General features: G+C 33.9%; 17 protein-coding genes. 12 read left to right on the top strand and 5 right to left on the bottom strand.

What is annotated here, in order from left to right; all coding sequences use genetic code 11:
* The first annotated feature begins 437 nt into the window (after positions 1-437).
* The 6 genes from cydA to DN408_RS17515 all read left to right on the top strand — a co-directional run bounded on the left by cydA (position 438) and on the right by DN408_RS17515 (position 7397).
* Positions 438-1841, top strand: coding sequence for a cytochrome ubiquinol oxidase subunit I (cydA, locus tag DN408_RS17540; protein WP_002126904.1), 1404 nt, complete (start codon positions 438-440; stop codon positions 1839-1841).
* Positions 1828-2844, top strand: coding sequence for a cytochrome d ubiquinol oxidase subunit II (gene cydB / locus DN408_RS17535; RefSeq protein ID WP_002126907.1), 1017 nt, complete (start codon positions 1828-1830; stop codon positions 2842-2844). Before cydA ends, cydB begins: the two co-directional genes overlap by 14 nt.
* A complete protein-coding gene (gene cydD / locus DN408_RS17530) occupies positions 2844-4565 on the top strand; it encodes a thiol reductant ABC exporter subunit CydD (RefSeq protein ID WP_078178914.1) in 1722 nt (573 codons plus the stop codon). Before cydB ends, cydD begins: the two co-directional genes overlap by 1 nt.
* A complete protein-coding gene (cydC, locus tag DN408_RS17525; protein WP_002126913.1) occupies positions 4562-6286 on the top strand; it encodes a thiol reductant ABC exporter subunit CydC in 1725 nt (574 codons plus the stop codon). Before cydD ends, cydC begins: the two co-directional genes overlap by 4 nt.
* Positions 6287-6481: 195 nt before the next feature.
* Positions 6482-6703 (top strand): hypothetical protein, encoded by a 222-nt coding sequence (locus DN408_RS17520; protein WP_002031341.1) that lies wholly within the window; start codon positions 6482-6484, stop codon positions 6701-6703.
* Positions 6704-6947: 244 nt separating this feature from the next.
* Positions 6948-7397: a DUF6376 family protein gene (locus DN408_RS17515; RefSeq protein ID WP_002012340.1), complete on the top strand. Its 450-nt coding sequence runs from the start codon at positions 6948-6950 to the stop codon at positions 7395-7397.
* A gap of 98 nt (positions 7398-7495) precedes the next feature.
* Here the strand turns inward: DN408_RS17515 and DN408_RS17510 are convergent, their stop codons facing one another.
* From DN408_RS17510 to DN408_RS17500, 3 genes are all read right to left on the bottom strand, one after another.
* Positions 7496-7834 carry an EamA family transporter gene (locus tag DN408_RS17510; RefSeq protein ID WP_002135751.1) on the bottom strand — a complete coding sequence of 113 codons (339 nt, stop codon included), beginning with the start codon at positions 7832-7834 and terminating at the stop codon, positions 7496-7498.
* Entirely contained in the window at positions 7827-8168 is a 342-nt protein-coding gene (locus tag DN408_RS17505) for an EamA family transporter (RefSeq protein WP_002086172.1), read from the bottom strand. Before DN408_RS17505 ends, DN408_RS17510 begins: the two co-directional genes overlap by 8 nt.
* Before the next feature lie 273 nt (positions 8169-8441).
* The gene (locus tag DN408_RS17500) at positions 8442-9443 is read right to left on the bottom strand and encodes a S66 family peptidase (RefSeq protein WP_078178913.1); all 1002 of its coding nucleotides are present in this window, start codon (positions 9441-9443) and stop codon (positions 8442-8444) included.
* Between the two features lie 219 nt (positions 9444-9662).
* Between DN408_RS17500 and DN408_RS17495 the strand changes: the two genes are divergently transcribed.
* Together DN408_RS17495 and DN408_RS17490 are read left to right on the top strand one after the other, a co-directional pair.
* Positions 9663-10616: a D-alanyl-D-alanine carboxypeptidase family protein gene (locus DN408_RS17495; RefSeq protein WP_002086170.1), complete on the top strand. Its 954-nt coding sequence runs from the start codon at positions 9663-9665 to the stop codon at positions 10614-10616.
* A 248-nt stretch (positions 10617-10864) separates the two neighbouring features.
* Positions 10865-11464: a nitroreductase family protein gene (locus DN408_RS17490; protein WP_002086169.1), complete on the top strand. Its 600-nt coding sequence runs from the start codon at positions 10865-10867 to the stop codon at positions 11462-11464.
* A 43-nt stretch (positions 11465-11507) separates the two neighbouring features.
* On the opposite strand, the gene DN408_RS17485 is transcribed toward DN408_RS17490, so the two are convergent.
* Complete coding sequence (locus tag DN408_RS17485; protein ID WP_016126784.1) at positions 11508-11678, bottom strand: hypothetical protein; 171 nt, start codon at positions 11676-11678, stop codon at positions 11508-11510.
* Positions 11679-12395: 717 nt separating this feature from the next.
* On the opposite strand from DN408_RS17485, the gene entFM reads away from it, so the two are divergent.
* A complete protein-coding gene (gene entFM / locus DN408_RS17480; protein WP_098168060.1) occupies positions 12396-13682 on the top strand; it encodes an enterotoxin EntFM in 1287 nt (428 codons plus the stop codon).
* A gap of 167 nt (positions 13683-13849) precedes the next feature.
* Here entFM and DN408_RS17475 read toward each other — a convergent pair whose 3' ends face one another.
* Entirely contained in the window at positions 13850-14614 is a 765-nt protein-coding gene (locus DN408_RS17475; RefSeq protein ID WP_002086164.1) for an alpha/beta fold hydrolase, read from the bottom strand.
* 275 nt (positions 14615-14889) lie between these two features.
* Here DN408_RS17475 and DN408_RS17470 point away from each other — a divergent pair, with 275 nt between their 5' ends.
* The 3 genes from DN408_RS17470 (at position 14890) to hitS (ending at position 18484) form a co-directional block, all read left to right on the top strand.
* Positions 14890-16650, top strand: coding sequence for an ABC transporter ATP-binding protein (locus tag DN408_RS17470; RefSeq protein ID WP_002031356.1), 1761 nt, complete (start codon positions 14890-14892; stop codon positions 16648-16650).
* An 86-nt stretch (positions 16651-16736) separates the two neighbouring features.
* Positions 16737-17414 carry an envelope stress response regulator transcription factor HitR gene (gene hitR, locus DN408_RS17465; protein WP_002126920.1) on the top strand — a complete coding sequence of 226 codons (678 nt, stop codon included), beginning with the start codon at positions 16737-16739 and terminating at the stop codon, positions 17412-17414.
* Entirely contained in the window at positions 17411-18484 is a 1074-nt protein-coding gene (hitS, locus tag DN408_RS17460; RefSeq protein WP_016126786.1) for an envelope stress sensor histidine kinase HitS, read from the top strand. Before hitR ends, hitS begins: the two co-directional genes overlap by 4 nt.
* Positions 18485-18493 lie beyond the last annotated feature (9 nt).

Here is an 18493-nt window from a genome sequence, read left to right as displayed (position 1 = left end):
TTGATTCGAGGACATTTTTCAAGGGTAAAGTCAAGCGTATGAAGAGAAAAACATAATAACAATTGATATAAGAGTGTGTTGTATGTTTGAAAAGTACGTTTTTAAAATGTGAGAAATCAAATTCAAAAAAATTACAAAAGACATATTTCAGACAAAATCCTGTCAATAATACGTCAAAAATCACCTGAATTTATTATGTAAGTATATTATACAATTCGATTAACGAATAAAACACTACTGAAATAGTGAAAAGGTAAATCGTATGAAGAAAGTTCTTTTGTAATTATCTAAAAAACTGACAATCTATATTTTCAGAAAGTACATAAACGAATTTATCTTTTTGTATTTCCACATGATTGAATTGTTCGTTATGAAGTGAATTCATACAATTCAATCGATATTACGATATAAAAAAATATGAAGGAAGTGACTTTAGCATGGAAACGCTCGAATTGGCACGAATACAATTTGCATCAACAACGATTTTTCATTACTTTTTCGTTCCGCTGTCTATAGGTTTAGCTTTTATCATTGCGTTAATGCAAACGTTGTATGTGGTAAAGGGACAAGAAATTTATAAGAAGATGACAAAGTTTTGGACACAAATATTCCTTGTTAACTTCGCAGTAGGTGTAGTAACAGGTATTTTACAAGAATTTCAGTTTGGTATGAACTGGTCAACGTATTCACGTTTTGTTGGTGATGTTTTCGGACCATCACTTGCAATTGAAGGTTTATTAGCATTTTTCATTGAGTCTACATTCCTAGGTTTATGGGTATTCGGTGAGGATAAACTTCCGAAGCGAGTTCACCTTTTATGTATTTGGCTCCTCTCAATAGGAACAATGTTATCAGCATTTTGGATTTTAACTGCAAGTGCATTTATGCAGTCCCCGGTAGGATATGAAATGGCTGCAGATGGACGTGCGCAGATGAATGATTTCTTGGCGATTATTCAAAATCCACAACTATGGGTGCAATTCCCGCATACAATTACAGCGGCACTTGCAACAGGCGCATTCTTTATTGCTGGTGTTAGTGCATGGAAAATCGCAAAACAACAAGAGACTGAGGTGTTTAAGAAGTCTTTCCGAGTTTCTATCGTTGTTGGAACAATTTCAACAGCATTGGTATTATTTTTCGGTCATGCACAAGCGCAAAATTTAATTAAGACACATCCGATGAAAATGGCAGCAGCTGAAGCATTATGGAATACGAGTGAGGATCCAGCGCCATTTACAGTATTTGCAAAAATTGATACAGAGAAGAAAGAAAATTCGTTTGAAATTCAAATCCCTTATATGCTAAGTCTATTGTCATACGATAAATTTAGCGGTCAAGTAGAAGGAATGAATCAAATTCAAAAACAATATGAAGAAAAATATGGACCTGGAGATTATATTCCGCCAGTACATACTATGTTCTGGAGTTTTAGAGCGATGGTAATGAGTGGAACATTCATGCTTCTTCTAGGAGTGTACGGCTGGTTCTTATCAAGAAAAGATCGTTTAGCTGAAAAAACTTGGTATTTAAAATTAATGGTATATGCAATTGCACTACCGTTTATCGGAAATACAGTAGGTTGGATTATGACTGAAATGGGACGTCAGCCTTGGGTTGTCTTCGGTGTTATGAAAACAGAAGATGCAGTATCTCCAAATGTTTCATTTGGAGAAGTATTATTCTCTCTTGTTTCATTCACATCACTATATGTAATTATTGGAGGCATTACTGTTTACTTATTCGTTCGTATCATTAAAGGACATGCGAATAAGAAAACGAAAAAGGATTATCAAAGCCATGATCCATTTGATAAGGAGGAAGAGTATGTTATCTCTTAATGAGTTGTGGTTTCTAATTATCTCAACCTTATTCGTTGGCTTCTTTGTACTTGAAGGTTTCGATTTTGGTGTAGGAATCGTTTCAAGGTTTTTAGGAAAGAATGATTTGGAAAAGCGTATATATTTAAATACAATTGGACCGTTTTGGCACGCTAATGAAGTATGGCTTGTTTGTGCTGGTGGCGCTATGTTTGCGGCATTTCCGCATTGGTATGCAACTTTATTTAGTGGGTTCTATATTCCGTTTGTGTTTATGCTTCTTGCATTAATTATAAGAGGTGTTTCCTTTAAATTCCGTGCGAAAATAGAAAACCATAAGTGGAAAAGTTTCTGGGATTGGGGCATGTTTATTGGAAGCATGCTACCTCCTATACTTTGGGGAGTTGCAATTGCAAACTTTATGACAGGTGTACCAATTGATGAAAGTAAAAATATGGTAGGCGGATTTATGAAATTACTTCACCCATTTGCATTACTTGGAGGAGTTATGTTTCTTCTTCTATGTATTGTTCATGGTTTGCAATTTCTTACTATACGTACAACAGGAAAATTACGAGAACGCGCACGTATTGCCGCAACAAAGATTGCACCTTTTGCATTAATAACACTTCTTGTTTTTGCAGCTGTAGGGTTATGGAAAACAGATATTTTCACTGCACATGGTTCAGAGTGGCTAATGGTTCCGATTGGAGCTTTTGTAGCACTATTTGTTTCTACTTTATTAAATAAAAGAAGAAGAGATGGTTGGGCCTTCTTTATGACAAGTTTAACAATCATTTTGCTAAGTGCAAGTGTGTTCATCGGTATGTTCCCGCGTGTCATGATTAGCTCATTAGGAGCGGTAAATGATTTGACAATTTATAATGCAGCATCAGGACCTTATGCATTAAAACTGATGAGCTATTTCTCTCTTGCTATTTTACCGTTTGTTATCGGTAGTCAAATATGGAGTTTCTATGTATTTAGACAACCTGTTAAGTCAGACAAAGATTTGGAGTACTAATGAAAAGAAAAAGAGGACTTCCGTCGTATCCTGGTAGCCGAGTTTTATATGTAACTTTAAGTCTTATTAGCATTTTAGAGGCGTGTAGTATCATTGCGCAGACAGTGTTTTTAGCACGAGCAATCACATTTTTATTTCAAGGAGAAACAGTGCAAGCTGTGCTAAATGAAACTGTTTATTTTGGAATCATGTTTGCAGCACGCCAAATGTTGGTGCGAGCATCGCAAATATTGGTTGAGCGTTTCGCTGAAAAAACAGGATTGGCATTACGTAAACAGTTAATAGAAGCATATTTTACATTAGGGCCGAGATTTGTCCAAACGAATGGGACTGGCCATCTGGTTACTTTATCGATAGAAGGTATTGAAAAATTTAAAACTTATATTGAATTAACAATTCCTAAAATGATTAGAAGTACTATCGTACCAGGACTAATTGTTCTATATGTTTTTACACTGGACATTAAGTCTGGAATCATTTTAGTTGTAACGATTCCAATTGTGATTATATTTATGATCCTTCTAGGATTAGCAGCGCAGAAAATGGCGGATAGCCAATATGAAACATATCGTGTACTTTCTAATCATTTCGTAGATACGTTAAAAGGGTTAGAAACATTAAAGTATTTAGGGAAAAGTAAACAGCACGAAGGAAAGATTGAAAAAGTAAGTAAACGATATAGAAAAGCAACGATGCGTACTTTGCGAGTTGCTTTTCTTTCTTCTTTTGCATTAGATTTCTTTACGAGTTTATCAATTGCATTTGTAGCAGTTGGATTAGGGATACGGTTAATAGATGGGACAATTATACTGTTACCAGCTCTTACGATTTTAATTTTAGCGCCGGAATATTTTCTGCCGATTAAGCAAGTTGGAGCGAATTATCATGCTACATTAGATGGACAACTTGCAATGGAGCAAATAGAAGAAATTTTACAGAAACAAAAAGAAATAGAAAAGAAAGATTCAAATGTAGATATAGTATGGAATTCTTCTAGTAGTTTGAAATTACAAGATGTAAAAGTAAATAATGATGAATCTGAAAAGGCTATATTAGAGGAAATTGATTTTACTTGGCAAGGTAACGGTGCTATAGGCATTATTGGTGAAAGTGGGGCAGGGAAATCAACGTTAATCGATGTGTTAGCAGGATTTCTACCTCCTTCGGGTGGGAAAATGTTAGTAAATGGTGTGGAAATTGGTGAATCTACTCGAGAAGATTGGCAAAAAAATATTGCTTATATTCCGCAGCAGCCTTATATTTTTCCACTTTCGTTAAAAGATAATATTTGTTTCTATGAAACGAATACAACTGATGAAGAAGTTGAGAGAGTTATTAATGAAGTTGGTCTTCGTTCGCTCGTTGCATTATTACCACATGGGATGTACGAAAGAATTGGAGAAGGTGGACGTATGCTTAGTGGCGGACAAGAACAACGTGTCGCTATGGCACGTGCACTTTTAAGTAAAAAGCCAATCATTTTATTAGATGAACCTACAGCACATCTTGATATTGAAACTGAATTTGAAATAAAGCAATCGATGTTACGTCTGTTTGAAGGTAAGCTAGTATTTCTTGCAACGCATCGTCTCCATTGGATGAAGCAAATGGATCATATTCTTATTTTAAATAAAGGGGAAATTAAAGAAAGTGGAACATATGAAGAGCTTTTAAAGAATGAGACATTACATTTTCATAGGGAAGAGAGGGGAGAGCGATGAGTAACTGGATTAAACCTCATATACAGCAAAATAAAGGTAGAATGACGTTGACTATTTTCCTCGGGCTTCTTGGAGTTAGTTCAGGTGCGATGTTACTTTTCATTTCAGGTTATTTAATTTCTAAATCTGCTCTCAGACCAGAAAATGTAATGGTTGTATATGTTCCTATAGTTGCAACGCGTGCGTTTAGTATAGGGCAAGCTGTTTTTCATTATTTAGAGCGTTTAGTAGGGCATGACGTCGTTCTACGAATTTTAGAAAAAATGAGGACAAAACTATATAGAATTGTAGAACCACAGGCGTTATTTTTGCGCTCAAGATTTCAAACTGGTGATGTACTAGGTGTATTGTCTGATGATATAGAACATTTACAGAATCTATATTTACGTACAATATTCCCTAGTATATTAGCGTTAGTTGTATATAGCATTTTCGTACTTGTTATCGGTGCATTTGACTTAGTATTTGCACTTATCGCAGCTTGTATGTTAGCTGTTATTGTTTTTCTTCTTCCATTCGTATCACTACTTTTGATGAAACGACATCATGTTGCTTTGAAGCGAGGAAGAAATCGTTTGTATCAACAATTGACAGATGCTGTATTTGGGTTATCTGATTGGCAGGCGAGTGGTAGAAAAGATGAATTTATTAATGCATATGTAGAGCAAAATGTCCAGCTGTTAAAGACAGAAAAGAGAGTGAAACGCTGGTACCATATTCGAGACAGTATCATTCATTTAATAGTCGGCATTGTAGTTATTTCAATGATTATGTGGACTGGAAATCAAGCAGCAAGTGAACAGATTGCACCTACAGTTATTGCAGCGTTCGTATTAATGACATTATCTGTGACAAATGCGCTTATCCCTATATCAGATGCTATTGATCGAATTCCATCTTATGTAGAATCTGCTCATAGGCTTAAAAGCGTAGAAAGTGATAGCATTTTGCAAGATGGAAATGAGTTACCTGGAGATAAAGATTACGTTGCACAAAAACATATAGATATTGAACTGAGTAATGTGTCGTATAATTATCCGGATAGTAATGAACCTGTATTAAAAGATGTATCATTGCAAATAAAGGCAGGAAAGAAAATTGCTATTTTAGGTAGAAGTGGAACAGGAAAATCTACTTTACTAAAACTGTTAACTGGGGCGCTACGTCCGGTGAGTGGGCAAGTTATATTGAATGGTGAACAAGCTCGTACGGGTTTTTTGTCAAAATATATTTCTGTATTAAACCAAAAACCACATTTATTCGATACGACAATTGGAAATAATGTGCGGATCGGTAAACCAGAGGGTAATGATGAAGAGATATGGAGAGCTTTAGAGAAAGCACAGCTAGCACCGCACATTGCTTCTCTTCCTGATGGATTACAAACAAAAATGCATGAAATGGGAAAGAGGTTTTCTGGCGGAGAAAGGCAAAGGGTAGCATTTGCAAGAACTCTTATGCAAGAAGCATCGATTATTGTGCTTGATGAACCAACTATCGGTTTAGACCCTAAAACGGAATTAGCCTTAATAGAAACAATGTTTTCTGCAACAGAAGAAAAGACTGTTATTTGGATTACACATCATCTTGTAGGAATTGAACATGTAGATGAAATTATTTTCCTTGATAGTGGCCAAATCGCTATGCAAGGTAGTCACGAACAGCTACTGAAAGAAAATGAGAAATATCGTAGGTTATATGAGCTTGATAAAGGTATATAAGAATGAGATGCAAAAAAACACAAATTCTTGGTAGTTCAAGGTTTGAGTTTTTTTGTATTTGTGGTGAAATCATATAAGCCGTATAAGCTATTTGATCATGAAATGGTTATATATTGTTAGAAAGGGTGTTTAAAACCTATCCTTTCAAGGCAATACTTGAGCCATAGTGAAAGGATTGTTGGAAGGCGTGATTATATGTTTGAAGAGGATGGCATTGTTTTAATACTGGAGCCTGCTGATGAGCGGAATATGAGGAAATTTATTTTTACAGTACCGAAGTCAGTTTATGAAAAAAAAGAAATTTTATTACATTACGGAACACCTTTAGGTCAAGGATATACGGACATTATAGAAGATATTATTAGTGTACATATAGACATAGATATTATAACAGTAATAGGGCATGTGAGAGGATAAAGAGAAACTTTAATTAGTGAGAGTTATAAGTATCTGGAAAACAGACGTACTTAAAATAAGTATGTCTGTTTTTATATTTAAATGAAGATAGTTTCGAGGTACATGTTGAACAGGATAATAATGATTTTTCTAGAATTTATAAGAGGAAGATTAAAAAAATAAGATATGATGTGATAAAGTGTATAAGAAGAAAATAAAGTGTTTAAAAATGAATAAAAGTATGGCAATTATTTAGGAGGTAAAAATGAAGTTTACAAAAACAATGTTACTTTCAATTGTAGTTTCAATTGGTTTGATGGGATGTTCGCTAGTAGAGGAAGGGAAGAACTCCATAGATTACGCTCAAAAAGCGACAGACTATGTAAATGAAATAAGTGCATTTGCAAATGAAGCGCCAGCATTAGCAGAAAAGGCCGTTAATGATGGGGAAGCCCGGAAAGAACTAGAAACGAAACTTACTGAAATTAAACAAGATATACCAGCTTTTAATGAATTAACACCACCAGATGTAGCGAAGGATCTTCACCAGCAAATCGTCGGGTATAATGAAAAGTTAAATACATTAATTGATACATCTATGACAAAGATAGAGGAAGGGAAAATGAATGTAGAGCAGTTTAAAAACTCTGAGCTTATGCAGACGATAGAACAAGTTCGTGATTTGAAAGATAAGGTTCAAAATTTAGGGCAATAACAAAAAGATCCGTTTATCATAAACGGATCTTTTTGTTATTGAATACAATAGATGATTAAATCAATGAAAAAACTAATATTGCCGAACGGATCTTTTTGTTATTGAATACAATAGATGATTACACCAATGACAATAATAATGTTGCCAATGATTTTTCGTTTCGTGATTTTCTCCCCTAGGAAGTACCAACTGAAAATTAAAATGATGATATAACTTAATGATTCTAATGCAGATGCTTGCTTTAATGCCATGCCCTTTAAGGCGATCACATTTAATCCGGCATTAATTACAAATAAAAAGTAGCCGATGATAACATAAGGATTCACATATTCTTTTATTCTAGAATCGTATTGTTGTAAAGTAGCCTTTTTTAATAATATTTGTGAGTAATTGGCTAAAATTATCCCAAATATCAATAATAACATATAACTATTCATCTTTTGTCACCACCACAATTCCGACGATAATAATAGCTGCGCCAAGTATGTGATTCCACTGTATCGTATCTCCAAACAGGAATACTGACCAAAGCATTGACCATAGTATGATAATCCCACGGTGTGAATATGCTCTAGAAATTTCAAAGTTCTTAATGACTTGTTGCCATAGAATTGCATATCCGAATAAAAGTACAACAAGTCCGAAGTAAGCAATAAAAAATGAAATTGATGCAATAGGGAATTGAGATGCCCATTTCATGTAAACCATAATGATAGAATATATCAAGAAGGCTACATGTAGAAATACATAGTTTTTAATAGTTGGTTTCATATATTCACTCTCTTTTACATATAAATACATACATTTGAAATGAATGTATGTAATCAATAGTTTCTTATTACATAATGTACATTGAAATTGTTTTTTCAGTACATATCATAGATTGTTGCTTATCATTTCACATTCCAAAATATATAGTAACATGTCTTCTATTGTAAAACAACAGAAGACATTAGGCACTATTTGTTATGAGTGATATCCACTTCCTTCTATTAAAAATGTAATTGTATTTTTAAGCATTACAAGATAGTGGAATAAGTGTCGTTAGTCTCTCCATCGCTCTATAATTTGTATCGTTTTATTGGTTGCATCCATCTCTACTTGAATACCTATTGGCAAAGTAATCATTGGATGAGTATGACAACAATCAAAATCGGCTAGAAAAGGAAGTTTTTGATTTTGTAATACTTCTAATAATATTTCGTAAGGTTTTCTATTTGTACCACAATCATCAAATTGCTCATGTTTTCCAAGGATGATACCTGAAACTTTATCAAAAACGCCGTTAATTTTAAGTAATGAAAAACTTCTTTCGATAGTAGCTGCATCTTTTGAGCTATCTTCAATAAAGAGAATGTCACCATCTTGAATAAGTGGCATATAGGGGCTACCCCAAATACCTTGTATAGTATTTAAATTCCCACCAATAATACGTCCAGTAGCTTTCCCACCAATTACTGAAATCCAATTGTTCGGTCGAAGATCTTTTTCTTTCGTTTTTTCTTCCCAATTAATAAATTCATCTGACCAAAATAACGGCTGGTTTATGTTGTAAGGAAGGTTTTGATTAGTTAATAAAGTATCCGCAAAATATTTGTACGTGCAATCTACGAAAGGCTCAAATTCACCAAAAGAAGGAACAAGTGCTGGACCATAAAATGTAGGAATTCCTGTTTTTGCATAAATTCCTAGTAATAATGCCGTTGTGTCTGAATAGCCAATCATTATTTTAGGATTCTTTTGAAAAGTCTCATAATCAATATAAGGTAATAATGAATTTGAATTCAGTCCCCCAATTGTCGACATGATACAAGAGACGTTAGGGTTTCTAATCAAGTCATTTAATTCCTCAGCACGCTCTTTAATGCTCCCGGAACGATAATAATCATATTGACCTGTTAGTGAACCTTCTAATATATGAAATCCTTTCTGTTCTAAGTATAATTTTGCGCGCTCAAATCTCTTTGAAGAAGTATAGGTTACTGGTGAAGAGGGAGAGTAGATGCCAATGGTATCGCCATATTTTAATGCTTTTGGAAGTATCATTTGTATAAATCCTTTCTATTATATAGTGTTTTTGTGTTTAAATGTAATTGAATATTCTTATATTTCGTTGTTTTTAGTGTAACACATATGAAAAAGAGAACGAGGTTGAAATTATAATTGTTATAGATGAATAAATATGCTTTTTACCTTGACGATATAAAGTAATTGTTGTTATGGTTAAACATGAGTGTATAAAAGGTTTGTTAAAGGAGTTTTAGAATGAAGCGGTTAAAATGGGGAAGATTAACAATCCTATTAGTAGTAATTCTGGGTATATGTTGGTTCTTTTTCCAAGGAGTTCAAAAGAGTGAAACAAATGTAGATACTCAGCCTTTACAAGTGGCAGAGCTACCTAAAACAGGGCTATCTGAAAAAGTAGTTCCACCAAAATATATACCACCAGAAATTGATGCAAAAGCAGCTATTATTATCGATGCGAGTAATGGAGAGGTTATTTATCAAAATAATGAAAATGAAGCTGTTGCCCCTGCTAGTATGTCAAAAATGATGACAGCATATCTCGTTTTAGAGAGTATACATAATGGGAAAGTCCACTGGGAAGATCCAGTGAAAATAAGTGCAAAGTCGGCACAAACAGAGGGTGCAAAAATCCCGATGCAAGCAAATGATACATTAACTGTTAAGGACTTATATCATGCGTTAATGATTGAATCGGCTAATAATTCGGCTGTCGCTTTAGCGGAACATGTAGCTAAGACAGAAAAAAACTTTGTTCAACTTATGAATGAAAAAGCAAAGCAGTTAGAAATGTCAGATAAAGCTAAATTCGCGAATGCTTCCGGATTACAGGAGCCCGACGGAAGTGAAACGAAAATGACAGCAGCTGACGTAGCAAAATTAGCGTATCATCTTATAAAAGACTATCCAGAGATATTAGAAGTGACTCACTTACGTCAAAGTCAGTTAGCATTTAATAATGTTAATGTTACAAGCACAAATGAGATGTTAAACAAAAATAATAAAGCTTTATATATAGAAGGAATAGACGGATTAAAAACAGGATTTACAGATAGCGCAGGGTATTGTTTTACAGGTACTGCAAAACAAGGTGATAATCGCATTATTACAGTTGTTATGGGGACAAAAAGTAAAACAAAACGTTTTACAGAAACAAATAAATTAATGTCCTATGCATTTCAATTGCTTAATTAGGTGAAGAAAGAAGTAATTTAGATTGTTATAAAAATAAGACAGACAGTTTATTGAACCTTGATTTTGGTGACAATAAACTGTTTTTTTATTTTTTGACGTATAGGAAGTGAAAACTCAAGTGATATCATTTGAGTTTGTTTTTGTTTGTTGATATTATTAAGTTAAGAACTTATTAATAATAAGTTCGAGAGGCATTATATGCTTCGTACATATGATACTGCCTCAAATGAAAATTGGAGGGAATTGTAATGGCAAAAGATTTTTACTCAGCAATTGAAGACAGAAGATCTATTTACGCGATTAGTAAAGAGCAAGTAGTTTCTGATGAAAGAATTCAAGAAGTGATTTATCATGCTGTGAAACATACACCTTCGGCTTTTAATTCTCAAAGTGCAAGAGTTGTTGTATTACTAGGTGAACAACACGACAAATTATGGAATGTTACGAAAGAAACGTTACGAAAAATTGTACCTGAAAATAATTTTGCACCTACGGAAGAGAAAATGAATGCATTTAAAAGTGGCTATGGGACAGTTTTGTATTTTGAAGATAGTAAAGTAGTAGAAAGTTTGCAAGAGAACTTTGCACTATACAAAGATAATTTTCCTACATGGTCTCAGCAATCTTCTGGAATGTTGCAATTTTCGATTTGGACAGCATTAGAGATTGAAGGTTTTGGTGCTACATTGCAGCATTATAATCCGTTGATTGATGAAGAAGTAAGGAAAGAATGGGATGTACCTGAAAACTGGAAGTTAACTGCGCAAATGCCATTTGGTAAACCGGTAGTTTCGGCAGGAGATAAAGAATATCAGCCATTAGAAACTCGTGTGAAAATTTACAAATAAAATAAAAAATAAAAGGTGAACAGAGATATAATCTGTTCACCTTTTATAAGTAGTAAGGATTTTTTTTGTAGGGATTTTTCATCTGATTTTTTAATTTGTTTTTACGTGTTTCAATAGTTGATACTTTTTGTAATGTTATAATTGAAACGAATTGAAAAAAAGCATAGTACAGTTCTATATTTTTATTTATAGGATCATCTATTATGTTTTTCATAAATATATCTCCTTTTTTTATCTCACTATTTGCGGGCAGTAAGGCTTCCATATCAAAATTCAATGATACGTATAGAATACCGACCTGTAAAAGTTCGATTGGTTTCAGTGTGGGGTGAATAAAATTTGTATGGATTAAAATCCTACTTTATATATGATAATATAAATATCCTGAAAATTCCATGGATAGTGAAAAATAGATAGTGGAATGTGCATTTTCGTCAAATTAGAACAGAATTTTTGGAGTTAAATCTTACAAATCGTCAAACCTTTTAAAAACGATGGATAATATCAAAAATAGTTTTCTAAAAATATTATACTATTGATAAAAAAAGCATTTTTTGTCATGATAAGAGTATGCTTCATGGAAGGGACTTTACTAGAAAATACATTCTTTGCATTGTATTAGATTAATAGAGTTTTTTAAAATGGATAGCAAAAGAAAAATATATATTAAGATAATGAATGGAATGTCGAATTTTCAATGAAATACATAAGAAATTTGAAAAAAGCATTGCAAAAACACACTGTTTAATGATAAAGTTCACATGAAGTTCACACTAAATTCACTTCAATCGTTTAAAATAAACGATGTGTGAAAAATAAAACTCTTGCTAAAAAATGGAACTGGATGAATATTTTACTTTGATAATATTGTAAAGTACTAAGTTTATAGTTTTCTCAAGAGGATAGTAGGGAAAGGAAGTAAAGACAACTTATGAAAAAAGTAATCGCAGGTTTAGCAGCAGCATCTGTAGTAGGTGTAGCAGTTCCTGGAATGGATTCTGCTCATGCACAAGTTTCAAATGATGCGCTAAAAGAAATTAATGGACAAACTCAAACTCAAACTCAAACGACTGTAACTGAAACAAAAACGGTAGAAACAACTTCTGAATTAAAATACACAGTAACAGCTGATGTATTAAATGTACGTTCAGGTGCTGGTACAGGACATAACGTTATTTCTAAAGTGAAATCAGGTCAAGTACTTCAAGTAATTGGACAAGAAAACGGTTGGTTCAAAGTTAGTGTAAATGGTCAAACAGGTTATGTAAGTGGGGACTTCGTAACAACTGGTGGCAATAAAGGAACTACTACTACTGTTCAGCAAGGAACAGGTACTTACACAGTAAACGTTTCTTCATTAAACGTACGTACAGGCCCAAGTGCATCTCATACTGTTTTAGGTTCTGTAAATAAAGGAAAAACAGTTCAAGTTGTAGGTGAAGTTCAAGATTGGTTTAAAATTAACTTCAATGGTGGAACTGGATACGTAAGCAAAGACTACGTAACAAAAGGTGGCTCAGCTGTATCTAACGAAACTCAGCAACCAACTACAAACAACAACAACAATACTACTACAGTTCAAACTGGTGGATCATATGTTGTTAACACAGGTGCTTTAAAAGTACGTACAGGTCCAGCTACATATAACCCTGTAATTGGTGGGGTAACAAACGGTACAGTATTAAACGTTACTGGCGCTGAAAATGGTTGGTATAAAATTAACCATAATGGCCGCACTGGTTACGTAAGTGCAGACTTTGTTAAGTTTGTAAAAGGCGGAGTGAACAATGTAGTTACTGGTGGTAACCAAGGTACGAACCAAGTACAAAAACCAACAGCACCAACAGGTGGAGATACATCTTCAATCGCTGGATTCGCTAGATCTTTAAATGGTTCACCATACAGAACTGCTGGTACAACACCTGCTGGTTTTGACTGCAGTGGATTCATTCACTACGTATTAAATCAAACTGGTCATAAAGGCGCTCGTCAAACAGTTGCTGGATACTGGAGCTCTAAAACAAAAACTAGCAATCCACAACCAGGTGATTTAGTATACTTCCAAAATACTTATAAATCAGGTCCTTCTCACATGGGCGTTTACTTAGGTAATGGACAGTTCATCAGTGCAGAAACTGACGCAACTGGTGTACGCATTAGCTCTGTAAGCAACTCTTACTGGAGTAAGCACCTATTAGGTTACACAAAAGCATACTAAGAAAAAGTATTTTATATACTTTTCGTATAGAGAAAAGGCTTTCCAGGGAAACTTGGGAAGCCTTTTTCATAGTTGGATAAACTAACAGTATAGTAGTATTTATCCTGCTATTTGCGGGATAATAATCAGCGGGGGATGGACAAATCCCCGCTGATTAAAGTTTCACTTTATGTCAATTTTCCATGCAAAAACTTAGCATATAAATCATGAAAATAGTTTGGACGGAATAAGTTTGCTGCATGACCTGCTAATGGAATTTCTTTATATAAAACGTTCGGAAGAATGGACTTCAAATCAAAGAGACAAGATTTATAGAGATGATCATGTTCTCCCATCACCCATAATATAGGATGGGGAAGTGCTTTTAATTTAGATTTTAAGTCGAATTCTAAGCGGTGTCGTAATGACTCAGCAATAATGGACGAGTGTAATTGTAATCCGAAACGGTAATAAATATTTCGTGAAATAACAGCGAACGGATTTGCCCTTAGTATTCCACTTGGAAAAATAGTACTAGCATACTGAGAAAGCCAAGATGAATATTCATCACCACGTTTTTCCCAAAATTTCTGAAAAACATTGTATAAACGGGAAGGGTTATTATAATGTCCACCAATATGACAAATACTCAATACTTTTTCTGGATGCATTTGTGCAAATGTCGTAGAGATATAACAGCCATAGCTTAGAGCACAAATATGAGCCTTTTTAATTCCCTCTTTTTCATACAAGTTCAATAATTGATCTACGAGGCGCTGTATTGAAAAGTCGATAGCTTCTCCTTTATCGTCGCCGTGACCTAATAAATCATAAGTTATAATGTTGTAGGAGGCAGAAAATCGTTTATGCTCTTTTTTGAAGGCGCGGCGATTTCCAACTAATCCATGAATAAAAATGATTGTTTCCTTTTCGGAATGTTTATTTGTTTGCAAAAAGGATACTCCTTTCAATGCTGGAGATTTATATAGTGTTTTAAATTAGCTAATTGATAAAATTAGTTATATATTTTCTATGCGTAGTCTATAATTTACATAGAATAATAATAAGTACCAGGTAATAATATCAGATATTTATACTTGTTGTAAAGATGAGTTTATATGTATATTTTGTAAAATTAGAAAAAAGTGTGTTTACATTCAGTTTACATTTATAGCGTATTCTAGTTTTAGAAAGAATAGTTTTGTTTATAACGAGGAGATGAACGACAATGGAAGTTAGGAATACAGAAAAGAAAAAAGGGAATTGGAGGCAGTTTTTACGTCTCATTCAAGATACAAATCCACCGAAAGGCATTCTTATTTTTGCATTAATAATGAGCTTACTTTCTACTGGAGCGAGTTTGTTTATTCCAATGCTGACAAAAGGTTTAGTTGATAATTTTTCACTTTCTTCAATTAGTACGGGACAAATTGTTGGATTAATTGCATTCTTTATTATTCAAACAATTGCTGCAGGATTGTCAATTTATTTACTGAATTATATTGGACAAAAAATTGTAGCTGGACTTAGAGAACGATTGTGGAAAAAGGTACTTATTTTACCAGTGTCTTATTATGATCAAAACAGAACGGGAGATACAATTAGTCGTATGACAAATGATACAGGTGTTGTTAAAACATTAATTTCTGAGCATTTGTCAAACTTATTAACAGGCGGTATCTCAATTATTGGGTCATTAATTGTATTATTTGTTTTAGACTGGAAAATGACAATTTTACTTTTAACGGTTATTCCATTATCGGTACTAATTTTAGTTCCACTTGGACGGAAAATGTATAAGATTTCAAAAGCACTTCAAGATGAAACGGCTTCTTTTACTAGTGTATTAACACAAGTACTATCAGAAATTCGTTTAGTAAAATCTTCAAATACGGAAAAAAAAGAATATGAAACAGGTAATACAGGTATCCAAAAATTATTGCAATTTGGTTTGAAAGAAGGAAAAGTGCAAGCATTAATTTCACCTGTTATGTCGTTTGTTTTAATGGCATTGCTTGTTATTATCGTAGGGTATGGTGGAATGCGAGTTTCTAGTGGTGCATTAACAACAGGTGAACTTGTAGCATTTATTTTGTATTTGGTTCAAATTATTATGCCAATGAGTCAGTTATCAATGTTCTTTACTCAGTTCCAAAAAGCAATTGGTGCAACCGAAAGAATTAATACGATTTTAGAATATGAAGTAGAAGATCATGAAACAGGTATGAATGTTACAAATGCGAAGCAGCCGATCGTTATTGAAAATGTACATTTTGAGTATAACGAAGAAGAGAAAATCTTGAAAAATATCGACTTCACGATTGAATCTGGAAAAGTAACGGCGATTGTAGGACCAAGTGGTAGCGGAAAAACAACTTTATTCTCGCTGTTAGAACGTTTTTATGAGCCAACTAGTGGTTTCATAAAATTAGGGAAAGAACCAATTACAGCATATTCATTACAATCATGGCGACGTCAAATTGGTTACGTTTCACAAGATAGTCCGTTAATTGATGGAACGATTCGCGATAATATTTGCTACGGTGTTGAGGGTGAAGTGACGGATGAAGAAATTGAAAAAGTAGCAGCGATGGCGTATGTTGATGCGTTTATTCATGATTTACCAAGTGGATACGCAACAGAAGTTGGAGAGCGTGGTGTGAAGCTTTCTGGAGGGCAAAGACAACGAATTGCGATTGCTCGAGCGTTACTACGAAACCCACAAATCCTTATGTTAGATGAAGCGACGTCAAGTCTTGATAGTAAATCGGAATCGGTTGTTCAGAAGGCGTTAAATAACTTAATGAAAGGTAGAACAACTTTAGTTATTGCGCATAGACTTTCTACTGTGGTAGATGCAGATAAAATTATCTTTATTGAAAAAGGGAATCTTACAGGAAGTGGCTCACATGATGAGTTATTACGGACACATGACATGTACCGTGAATTTGCAATGCAACAATTGAAAATTAAAGAAGGAGCATTATAGAATGAAAACAATCAGTGAAGGGGCACTTCACTGATTGTTGATTTTAGAGTGCTAAAAAGTATGTTAAGCAGAAAGGATATGATTCCTTGATACCCAAAATTTTAATTGTAGATGATGATCCGCACATTAGAGAACTTGTTTCTGTATTTTTGGAACGAGAAGGTTTTCAAACATATGAGGCCGTTGATGGATTAGATGCTCTTCGAAAAATAGAAGAAGTGAGAGTCGAAATGGCGATTATTGATATTATGATGCCAAATATGGATGGGTTTGATTTATGTTATGAATTAAGAAAATACTATGATATCCCAATTCTTATGCTGACTGCTAAAGGTGAAACATCTCAAAAAGTAAAAGGATTTCACCTCGGAACAGATGATTATCTTGTAAAACCATTTGATCCTTTAGAATTAGTTGTGAGAGTGAAGGCATTATTGAAACGTTACCAAATTACAGTATCGCAATCTATTCAAGTTGGGAATGTACTGTTAAATCGTAAAACATTTGAAGTTAACGTTGGAGAACAAACGGTGACGCTGCCGCTAAAAGAATTTGAGTTGCTCTTTACATTAGGATCTAAAGCGGGGAGAACTTGTTCAAGAGAGCAATTAATAGAAGACGTATGGGGATATGATTTTGAAGGGAATGAACGCACGCTAGACGTTCATATTAATCGGTTGCGTGAAAAGTTTCAAGAAGAGTTATCGAAGTTTAGTATAAGGACGATAAGGGGCTTAGGGTATCGCTTAGAGGTAAGTAAATGAGAAAAAGAGAAAGAATGAGTAAGATGAAGATGTTAAAAGTAATGGGGGCGATAGTAGCGCTCTTTACTTTTCTTACTATAATTTGGTCAATAGCCTTTTTTGTATCGTCTAGTGTAATGAAAGCTTTTGAAATAAACGTATCGCCTTTTATTACTTTTCTAATTAGTGATATGGTCGGCTTTGTTTTTATCGTTCTTATTTGGACATTAATCGGAATTTTAATGAGACCGAAGCGAGAGGCGATGATTTGGACGATCATTGAACCGATACAAAAAATTGCAAAAGGGGACTTCTCTGTAAAAATACGGAATGAAGAAAAGTATGATGGCGAAATTGGTGTGCTTGTAAAAAGTATTAACGATATGACGGATGAACTTAATGCAATGGAGAAAATGAGACAAGAATTTGTATCGAATGTTTCTCATGAAATACAGTCGCCATTAACATCTATTAAGGGATTTGCTCGAGCGCTACAAGATGATAATCTACCAGTTGAAAAAAGAAAACATTATCTTACTATTATTGAAACTGAAACAACGCGATTATCTAAATTGAGTCAAAATTTATTGAAGCTAACAATTTTAGAGTCAGAGGAGTATTCACCAGAAAGAGCTACTTATCGATTAGATCAACAGTTGAAACAAATTGTGTTAAATAGTGAGCCTCTTTGGGATGAAAAAGGACTTGAGCTAGATCTTGATATGGATAAAGTGTGTGTTACTGCAGACAAAGAAAGTATGAGCCAAGTATGGATTAATTTAATTCATAACAGTATTAAATTCACACCAAATGGTGGCACGATTACAATTCATTTAAAAGAACATAAGGAATTCCTGGAAGTAAGTATTCATGATACGGGAATTGGTATATCCGAAGAACAGAAACAACATATTTTTGAACGTTTTTATAAAGCGGATTCTTCACGAAACCGTGCTTATGGAGGAAGTGGATTAGGTCTAGCAATTGTAAAAAAAGTACTCGACCTTCATCAAGGAAAAATAAAAGTTGAGAGTGTAGAAGGAAATGGTACAGAATTTATTGTGCGTATTCCAAATCATGAAGAAAAATAGTGTTAGAAG

This window comes from Bacillus sp. AR13-1 (assembly GCF_008042285.1).
Classification (GTDB): domain Bacteria; phylum Bacillota; class Bacilli; order Bacillales; family Bacillaceae_G; genus Bacillus_A; species Bacillus_A mycoides.
The sequence above is the reverse complement of the archived record's forward strand: the minus strand, read 5'-3'. Positions and strand labels throughout refer to the sequence as shown.

Bases quoted from the DNA above. Each gene is read 5' to 3' on its own strand.
- DN408_RS17500 (WP_078178913.1), bottom strand. From the start codon at position 9,443: ATGATACTTCCAAAAGCATTAAAATATGGCGATACCATTGGCATCTAC.
- entFM (WP_098168060.1), top strand. From the start codon at position 12,396: ATGAAAAAAGTAATCGCAGGTTTAGCAGCAGCATCTGTAGTAGGTGTA.
- cydC (WP_002126913.1), top strand. From the start codon at position 4,562: ATGAGTAACTGGATTAAACCTCATATACAGCAAAATAAAGGTAGAATG.
- DN408_RS17490 (WP_002086169.1), top strand. From the start codon at position 10,865: ATGGCAAAAGATTTTTACTCAGCAATTGAAGACAGAAGATCTATTTAC.
- DN408_RS17505 (WP_002086172.1), bottom strand. From the start codon at position 8,168: ATGAAACCAACTATTAAAAACTATGTATTTCTACATGTAGCCTTCTTG.
- cydD (WP_078178914.1), top strand. From the start codon at position 2,844: ATGAAAAGAAAAAGAGGACTTCCGTCGTATCCTGGTAGCCGAGTTTTA.
- cydA (WP_002126904.1), top strand. From the start codon at position 438: ATGGAAACGCTCGAATTGGCACGAATACAATTTGCATCAACAACGATT.
- cydB (WP_002126907.1), top strand. From the start codon at position 1,828: ATGTTATCTCTTAATGAGTTGTGGTTTCTAATTATCTCAACCTTATTC.
- hitS (WP_016126786.1), top strand. From the start codon at position 17,411: ATGAGAAAAAGAGAAAGAATGAGTAAGATGAAGATGTTAAAAGTAATG.
- DN408_RS17485 (WP_016126784.1), bottom strand. From the start codon at position 11,678: ATGAAAAACATAATAGATGATCCTATAAATAAAAATATAGAACTGTAC.
- DN408_RS17470 (WP_002031356.1), top strand. From the start codon at position 14,890: ATGGAAGTTAGGAATACAGAAAAGAAAAAAGGGAATTGGAGGCAGTTT.
- DN408_RS17520 (WP_002031341.1), top strand. From the start codon at position 6,482: ATGTTTGAAGAGGATGGCATTGTTTTAATACTGGAGCCTGCTGATGAG.
- DN408_RS17495 (WP_002086170.1), top strand. From the start codon at position 9,663: ATGAAGCGGTTAAAATGGGGAAGATTAACAATCCTATTAGTAGTAATT.
- DN408_RS17510 (WP_002135751.1), bottom strand. From the start codon at position 7,834: ATGAATAGTTATATGTTATTATTGATATTTGGGATAATTTTAGCCAAT.
- DN408_RS17515 (WP_002012340.1), top strand. From the start codon at position 6,948: ATGAAGTTTACAAAAACAATGTTACTTTCAATTGTAGTTTCAATTGGT.